A 7,753-nucleotide genomic window follows, 5' to 3' on the forward strand; every position below is an offset into this window, starting at 1 on the left:
ACGTTGGCTTTGCCGTCCAGAAACTCAATCGTCGCGACATCGCCCGCTGCATCGGTGACGAAGTAATGAACACGTTCGATGCTGGGGACCATCGGCGTCGGATAGATCTTCTCCAGACTGTCGATCACGTCGGATACTGACGCGGCGGTGTCGAGTTGATACTGCACCCACTGGACCACGTTTACTGAATGTTTGCCGGATTCGACCAGGGGGAACTCGGCTTGATGCAGTTGTAGCAGATCGACGGTCAATCCTTTTTCGTTCATTCCGGCAAACGGGATTTCGCGACCGAATTGCACGAAGGAGACGCTGCCGTAGCTGGACACCCATTTGGCAGGCTGGACTGGCGAAATTGCTTGCTTTTGAAGGCCTCGCGGATTCACTACCAGCAAACCTTCGCCGAACATCCAATCATGATTGCGAGCGACGACGATATGCCCCCCGAACGAAAATCGCATCACCGTACAGGCATCCGCGACGTTTCTCGCCCCCATCGATGGCATCCAGATAACGAGGGCAAGCAAGATCGAAGTTCGAATGTTCCATGATTTCATGGCTAAAACCTGATTGGCATTAGATAAGTGGGACGATGGCGTGACGCGTTTGTTAAACGCATTATGTCCGATACACTACAGGAATGAAACAAGAACCATCGCCTGGCCAAAATTCGGATCACGAAGAAGACACGGATCACGAGTCGCAGCGAAACCCGAGTCCCGCGTTGATCGCGACGGCCTATCACGAAGCAGGGCACGCTGTGATGGCGCTGTCGTTGGGTCGGCCAATCGATAAAGTCACGATTTCGCCCCGGCGGATGCAAGTCGAGGGAGTACGACTGGGGGCCTGCAAAATTCAAAAGGGACGGACCAAGTCGACTCGAGATTGGCTCGAGGACGAGGTGTTGATTCTGTTTGCAGGAATGGTCGCCGAAGCGATTATCACCGGCGAATACTGCGAATCGGGAGCCGCACAAGATCTGCGAACCGCTCGCCGACTGCTGCATACACGGCCTGGGACGCAACAGCAAATGGAGCGGATTGAACGACGCCTCGTCGACAAAACCGCCCATATTCTCAGCGACGAAGGGCATGCACAAGCGATCAAGCTGATTGCTCAAGAACTGCTTTCGAAAGTCACGATCAGCGGTCGGGCTGTTCGCCATTTTTTTAACATGGCCGTCAAGCAGCAAGATCGCTAACCCGGGAGTCTTACTCGACGTTGGACGTTTTTTGTAGCGTTGTGTATGCATCTCGTTACGGAAGCCGTCAACGGCTTGTTGACTAAATCGTTTAACAGTCAGCCGACAGGCGTACTCGCATCCGTTAGCGTATGCCAATCGGCTAACGGTTAAACGAAGCATTCTAAAGGCAAACCAATTCAACAAGCCGACAGGTCGGTCAGGTATTTTTCACTCCGTCTGATTTCTAGGTACAAAGCGTGAAAATCGAGTGGGCTCAAGATGCTAATGACACCCGCCAGTCCGCGAGCTAGAATCCGCGCCGAGTGCTTTGGCCGCGGCGAAATCGCAGGAAACCAGACTTGCGCGTGAAACACGTTTCGTTCGGCGGATTCGACGAAAGTTTCAACGGCTTCCGCGACGAGTCGCTTTATTCGCTGCGACAAAGCAATTGCTGACAAAATCGACAAAACATTTCATTGAGAAACCGGATGGCTACGAAAACGGAAAACGTGTTTGATATCGATGCTGCGACCAAAGCGATCGCAAAAGAGCTGTCATTGCCACTAAAACAGGTTCAGTCAGCGGTTGAATTGCTCGACGCTGGTAATACGATTCCTTTTATCGCTCGCTATCGCAAAGAGGCCACCGGCGGGCTTGACGAAATTGCCTTACGCGCGATCGAAGATGCCTTGGAAAAGGCGACGGCGCTTGCGGCTCGCAAAGTGACTGTTTTGAAAACGATTGACGAGCAAGGGTTGTTGACCGCTGCCCTTCGCAAACAGATCGAGGATTGCACCGACATGCAAACACTCGAAGCGATCTATTTGCCTTACAAACCAAAACGGCGTACCCGAGCAACCATCGCGCGAGAGCGTGGCCTTGGTCCGCTGGCCGATTTGCTGCTCAGCCAAAGCAAACTCGGCAAATCAAAAGACGATGTGCTAAAAGCATTCGTCAATGCGGCCAAAGAGGTTCCTGATACCGACACCGCACTGAAGGGTGCTCTGGATATCGTGGCCGAGCAGTGGTCCGAAGACGCGGACACGCGGACTTGGATGACGAAAAAAGCCTTCTCGCAAGGCCGGATCACTTCGTCGATCAAGCGAGGCAAGAAGGATCAAGCTGAAAAATTCGAACTGTACACCGACCACAACGAATCGGCAGCGAAGATCCCTGGCCACCGTTTGTTGGCGATGATGCGTGGCGAATCCGAAGGCGTATTGAAAGTCGGAATCCAGCTAGAAGATTCGCAGGTGGTCGCGGAATTGAAGCCGAAGCTCGTACCCAATCGCGATTTCGAGTTTCGTAACGAACTGCTGCAAACCGTCGATGATTGTTATCAGCGGTTGTTGATGCCCGCTACCGAATCGACCGTGATGCAAACGCTTAAGGAAAAGGCGGACGAGGAAGCGATCGCAGTGTTTGGCAAAAACCTGCGTGAATTGCTGATGAGTGCACCGGCCGGTCCGCGAGTAACGATTGGCATCGACCCCGGTTTTCGCACCGGTTGCAAAGTCGCGGTGGTCGATGGAACCGGAAAATTTTTGACCAACACCACCATCTATCCGACGCCACCCAAAAACGATACTGCTGCCGCAGGAAAATCGTTGTTGGCGCTAATCCAAAAGTACAACGTCGAGCTGATTGCGATCGGCAACGGCACGGCGTCGCGGGAAACCGACTCCTTTGTCGGTGATCTGATTCGCCAACACAAACTGGATGTCACCAAAGTGATGGTCAGCGAAGCGGGGGCATCGATCTATTCGGCGAGCGAATTGGCGTCAAAGGAATTCCCCGATTTGGACATCACAGTGCGCGGTGCGATTAGCATCGCGCGTCGCTTGCAAGATCCGCTTGCCGAGTTGGTGAAATCCGATCCGAAATCAATTGGCGTAGGCCAGTATCAGCACGATGTTAACCAAACCCAGCTTCGAAAATGTCTCGATCGAACGGTCGAATCCTGCGTGAATAGCGTCGGCGTGGACTTGAATATGGCGAGTGTTCCGCTGCTTTCCTATGTTGCGGGAATTGGCCCCAAGTTGGCTGAGAACATCGTCGAGTATCGCAACACGAACGGTCGCTTTGGCAATCGCAAGCAGTTAAGCAAAGTGCCAAAGTTGGGGAAGAAGGCGTTCGAGCAAGCGGCGGGATTTTTGCGTATTCGCGGCGGCGATGAACCACTGGATAATTCCGCCGTCCATCCGGAAAGCTACGTGCTGGTCAGTCAGATGGCAAAGAAGCTGGGGACCGACTCTCGTTCGCTGGTCGGTAATGCAACGCTGAGCCAGAAATTGAAGCCAAACGAATTCGTCAGCGACCAATTTGGTCTGCCCACGGTGGCCGATATCATTTCGGAGTTGGCGAAACCGGGCCGCGACCCTCGCAGCGAATTTCGCGCGGTGAAATTTGATGACAGCGTGAACTGCATGGAGGACCTAAAGCCCGGCATGGTACTCGAAGGCGTGATCACCAACGTCACTCATTTTGGCGCGTTCATCGACATCGGCGTGCACCAAGACGGGCTGATTCACATTTCGCAGCTCGCCAACACGTTTGTGCAAGATCCCAACGAGGTCGTGGCGGTCGGGGATGTCACTAAGGTCAAAGTGCTGGAGATTGATCTGCCCCGCAAGCGCATCTCGGTGACGCGCAAGTTTTAGCTTTTCTTTGCATCGCTCGTCCCCCGGCTCCTGCCTGGGGACGCACTGCACCGAAGGCTCCTGCCTCCTTTCTTCCTGCCCCGCTCGGCAAGCAGGAGCCTGCAATGCATCGGGTTACCAGACGGGAGCCTGGGAACCAGTGCTTGCTACCGCCCTGCGTCATCACATAACAATGGATCGAGTCTTTTACGGACTTCGGCTTCGCTAACGCCGGCGATCGCCACTGTTTTGCGCCGCGACGTGGACCCGCGGACCACTTCGACATTGGACTTGGCCACGCCGAAGATGGTTGCGATCGATTTCTCGACCGCCTTGTTCGCTTTTCCTTTATCGGCTGGCGCGGTTACCGAGACACGGAGCGCCGAATCGTGACAGCCTCCGATCGAAGCCTGTTTTGCTTTGGGCGTAACATGCACATCGATCGTGCAATGGTCGCCGTGTTGTTTGATTCCGATCACAGCCTATTCTCCGACGCGTGCATTCGGCATCCGGATTACCAGGCCAGGAATCGCTTGAGCAGTTCGATCCCCGGCTGCGTCAGGAAGCTTTCGGGGTGAAACTGCCACCCTTCGAGTTTGTATTCTTTGTGCCGCACTCCCATGATCTGTCGCTTGCCTCCGGTGTCAGTCCATGCACTTGCGATCAGTTCATCCGGCAAACTCGAGGGCTCGATCACCAAGCTGTGGTAACGTGTTGCAACAAAGGGGTTCTCGACGCCTTTGAAAAGTCCCTCGTCGTCATGAAAGATTTTGTCCGTCTTACCGTGCATCAATTCCGGTGCGCGAACGATCTCGCCCCCATAGGCTTGGCCGATCGATTGATGGCCGAGACAGACACCCAGTAACGGTACTTTTCCAGCAAACTGTTTCACACATTCGACACTGACCCCTGCTTCGTTGGGCGTGCAAGGCCCCGGTGAGATTAGCACGCGCGATGGCGACAAGTCTTGTAATTGATCGATCGAAAGTTCGTCGTTGCGGAACACACGAACATCGATCGCAGCATCGATCTCACCAAGCCTCTGGACCAGGTTGTAAGTGAATGAATCGTAATTGTCGATGACGATAACCATGGTACAGAGAACACTTGGTGCAAGAATGAAAGGGGCAAATTCGCAGGACGTGGGAAGCTCAGAAACGCCGAATTGTCAATGGGAAATTAAGGCTCGAAACAAAAAGAATATTCTTTGTGGTCATCCACGTAAACGCTCTTTGGTTGGAAACACTGTACAGCGTATAATGAGCATGACACGACAACGCTGGGCGAGTGGAAATACGGCGAAACGCGATTCACACGTATCGACAGACGTTAGTGGCATAAGACCGAGCAGAGCAAAGTCGGCGATATCTTACTGAAAATTTTTTTCATTGAGTATCAACGAGCTCGAACATTCTGTCTTGACAACAAATTTATTTACTCGCGTTCTTCTTCATAGATAAATTCTCATGCTTTCGGTTCGCCCCAAAGTCGCCGAATTGGCGTTTCACGTGTTCAGTCGCTCGCTGCACCCCGAGCTCTACGCTCTGCATCAACGACGTCGTGTCGAGCGTACGGACTACGAGGTCCAGGTCGACATCACTAATTGCGGTCACGTCGTCACTTGGCGAGGCGCCGGGATGACGATTTGCGAAGTCGCCACAAGCGCCCAACAACCGCTTCCCAAACGCCGCTGCCTGCTATCACGCCCCCTGAAGGGGAGCCGCACCGAGCGAGCGGAGTGCCGTGGGGGTGTCCAATACAAGACCCATTTCCAGTTGGAACCGGTGTCTCCGGACATGTTTTGGATGGTCCAACAACAATTGGGCACCGGGCAAACCGAGGGATTGCTGCACCGATTTGACGCCAGCGGCCGGATGGCATTGGGCGCTCTGAGCTACGTCAACGTCGAAACGCGTCGCAAGAGCGTACTAATTCAAGCCATTCATACCTTCCCCGACGATTATGCTATCGTCAAAGTCGAATCGCTCTTTTCGATCGGCGATAACGCTAAATAACGAGTTCACACTTCCGTGATTTCTAACGGCTGTTGGTTGGACGCAGCCACTCGCGAGAAAATAGTCGCAGTGGTCGATGTGAAATCGGGGTTTGCTGTGCACGCGATCGCCGGCAACCGGCAAGCTTACCAACCGATAGCAATTGGCGGGCAGACTGCCGGAGACCCGTTCACGCTAGTTGCCCACTACCGCCGTCGGGGAATTCGATCACTGTACATTGCCGATTTGGACTCGATCGTTCTCGGACAGCCGCAAATCGAGTTGCTCGAGCGTCTGATTCGTGCTCACAGCGATCTCGACGAAATCCTTATCGACATCGGGTTGCCCGAGTTAGAGACCGTGGCGTCGTGGTTAGAATTTGTTCAAAAGAATCGCAATGTGGTTGTGATCGTGGCGAGCGAGTGTGCCCCCCGCGCCGCATCGCTGCAACATTTCAAAGGATCGCTGGATTTTTCCCAGGTTGCACTTGGAATGGATTATCGCCAAGGGAATTTTCTAGGCGGCGATGATTCCGAAAGTGATTGGATGAATCACGCACAACAGCTGCGGATCGAGCGAGTGGTGGCCCTCGATGTCGCGGCGGTGGGAACATCACGTGGTCCTTCGATTGCCGGGACTTGCTCGCGAATTCGACGCCATTTGCCCGATGTCAAACTTTATTCGGGCGGTGGTATCCGAGACGACTCGGACGTTAAGCTATTGCTCGACGCCGGCTGCGATCACTGTCTCGTCGCCACCGCGTTGTTGGATCCGTAGCGATGTCACGATGTCGCCCGACGTCTCCGACGTCGGATATTCTTCGACGCCTGATATTCACGGACGTCGGAGACGTCCGGCGACCATGTTCTGAATTTCGTTTTATTAAATGAGCCGATCATGCTTTCCTCATCCTTGCGACGCACGGTATTTGCCACAGGACTGTTGATCGTGACGTTGGGGGTTTCGATTGCACAGCCCCCCTTCGATCCGACGTCCACTCCGCCCGAGGAAACCACGCCTACGGAAACGACGGCCGAGCCGAGTCCGACGCCAAACCCGATTGAATCGAAAATCCGCAGTGCCTTGAAAGGGGCCCCCGAAGGCGTCAATTCGTCCGATCCGCTGTTGGACGACGTGCTTGGGATCATTAAATCACGCGGCAGCATCTTGGACGGCTCTTCGCTTGACCCGGCACTGGAAACCCCTGCGGCAACAGCGGGGATTGATCGAGACGCCAACGCCCGTGCGGCGGAGTCGCTGTTGCGTTCGGCCCGTCTGCTGAGCGAAATCGAGCCCCGAGATTCGGCACGAACCGAACTTGTGGCAAAGATGAGGCATGAAGCGTGGCGTTTGCTCGGTGAATATGCCCCTGCGACAAAACAATAGCGGCGATTTTTGCGTATCATGGATTGGCTCGCTCACAGTGTGGCCGATCAGCCTCCCTCCTCATCCGCTCTTTCGTTCCCCACGTCAATTTTGTCCAAAACATCCCTCCGCCCCAAAACAGACCCGTCCGATATTGCCGTTTGCAATCGGTGGATTGATCCTACTGCTGGGCGGGGGTGTGTTTGCCGATTATTGGTCTGCAAAACCAGCGGGAATCGAAGCTCAATATGTCGGTCGCACCGCGTGCATTGATTGTCACCGCGACCAAGCCGAAGCGTTCAAAGGATCGCATCACGATTTAGCGATGGATGTGGCCACCGAGGAAACCGTGCTCGGCGATTTTAACGACGTGACGTTCGAGCACGATGGCTTGGTCAACCGCATGTACCGCGATGGCGAGCGGTTCATGGTCTACACCGAAGGCCCCAGCGGTGAAATGGAAGATTTCCCGGTCAAGTACGTCTTCGGTGTCACGCCGCTACAGCAATACATGGTCGAATTCGATCGCAGCGACGACATGTCCGAAGATGAGTTGTCGCGTTTGCAGGTGCTGA

The 7,753-nt window shown here is 54.3% G+C and carries 8 protein-coding genes and 1 pseudogene; 6 read left to right on the forward strand and 3 right to left on the reverse strand.

Annotation, left to right across the window (positions count from 1 at the left end):
* A partial coding sequence (locus tag RMSM_RS19075; RefSeq protein ID WP_144057778.1) for a linear amide C-N hydrolase occupies window positions 1-554 on the reverse strand: 554 nt, incomplete at its 3' end.
* An 83-nt stretch (window positions 555-637) separates the two neighbouring features.
* Between RMSM_RS19075 and RMSM_RS19080 the strand changes: the two genes are divergently transcribed.
* Window positions 638-1,198, forward strand: coding sequence for an ATP-dependent metallopeptidase FtsH/Yme1/Tma family protein (locus RMSM_RS19080; RefSeq protein ID WP_008699807.1), 561 nt, complete (start codon window positions 638-640; stop codon window positions 1,196-1,198).
* 470 nt (window positions 1,199-1,668) lie between these two features.
* A complete protein-coding gene (locus tag RMSM_RS19090) occupies window positions 1,669-3,840 on the forward strand; it encodes a Tex family protein (RefSeq protein WP_008699809.1) in 2,172 nt (723 codons plus the stop codon).
* Window positions 3,841-3,986: 146 nt separating this feature from the next.
* Here the strand turns inward: RMSM_RS19090 and RMSM_RS19095 are convergent, their stop codons facing one another.
* Complete coding sequence (locus RMSM_RS19095) at window positions 3,987-4,298, reverse strand: DUF167 domain-containing protein (RefSeq protein WP_008699810.1); 312 nt, start codon at window positions 4,296-4,298, stop codon at window positions 3,987-3,989.
* Window positions 4,299-4,333: 35 nt separating this feature from the next.
* Complete coding sequence (locus RMSM_RS19100) at window positions 4,334-4,912, reverse strand: anthranilate synthase component II (protein WP_008699811.1); 579 nt, start codon at window positions 4,910-4,912, stop codon at window positions 4,334-4,336.
* Window positions 4,913-5,285: 373 nt separating this feature from the next.
* Here RMSM_RS19100 and RMSM_RS19105 point away from each other — a divergent pair, with 373 nt between their 5' ends.
* From RMSM_RS19105 to RMSM_RS19120, 4 genes and pseudogenes are all read left to right on the forward strand, one after another.
* Window positions 5,286-5,834, forward strand: coding sequence for a DUF2617 family protein (locus RMSM_RS19105; RefSeq protein ID WP_008699812.1), 549 nt, complete (start codon window positions 5,286-5,288; stop codon window positions 5,832-5,834).
* A gap of 15 nt (window positions 5,835-5,849) precedes the next feature.
* Entirely contained in the window at window positions 5,850-6,590 is a 741-nt protein-coding gene (locus tag RMSM_RS19110) for a HisA/HisF-related TIM barrel protein (protein ID WP_008699814.1), read from the forward strand.
* Window positions 6,591-6,710: 120 nt separating this feature from the next.
* Window positions 6,711-7,199: a hypothetical protein gene (locus RMSM_RS37125; protein WP_008699815.1), complete on the forward strand. Its 489-nt coding sequence runs from the start codon at window positions 6,711-6,713 to the stop codon at window positions 7,197-7,199.
* Window positions 7,200-7,332: 133 nt separating this feature from the next.
* Window positions 7,333-7,753, forward strand: a pseudogene (locus tag RMSM_RS19120) (hypothetical protein); the annotation flags it as partial.

Source organism: Rhodopirellula maiorica SM1 (genome assembly GCF_000346295.1).
Taxonomy (GTDB): domain Bacteria; phylum Planctomycetota; class Planctomycetia; order Pirellulales; family Pirellulaceae; genus Novipirellula; species Novipirellula maiorica.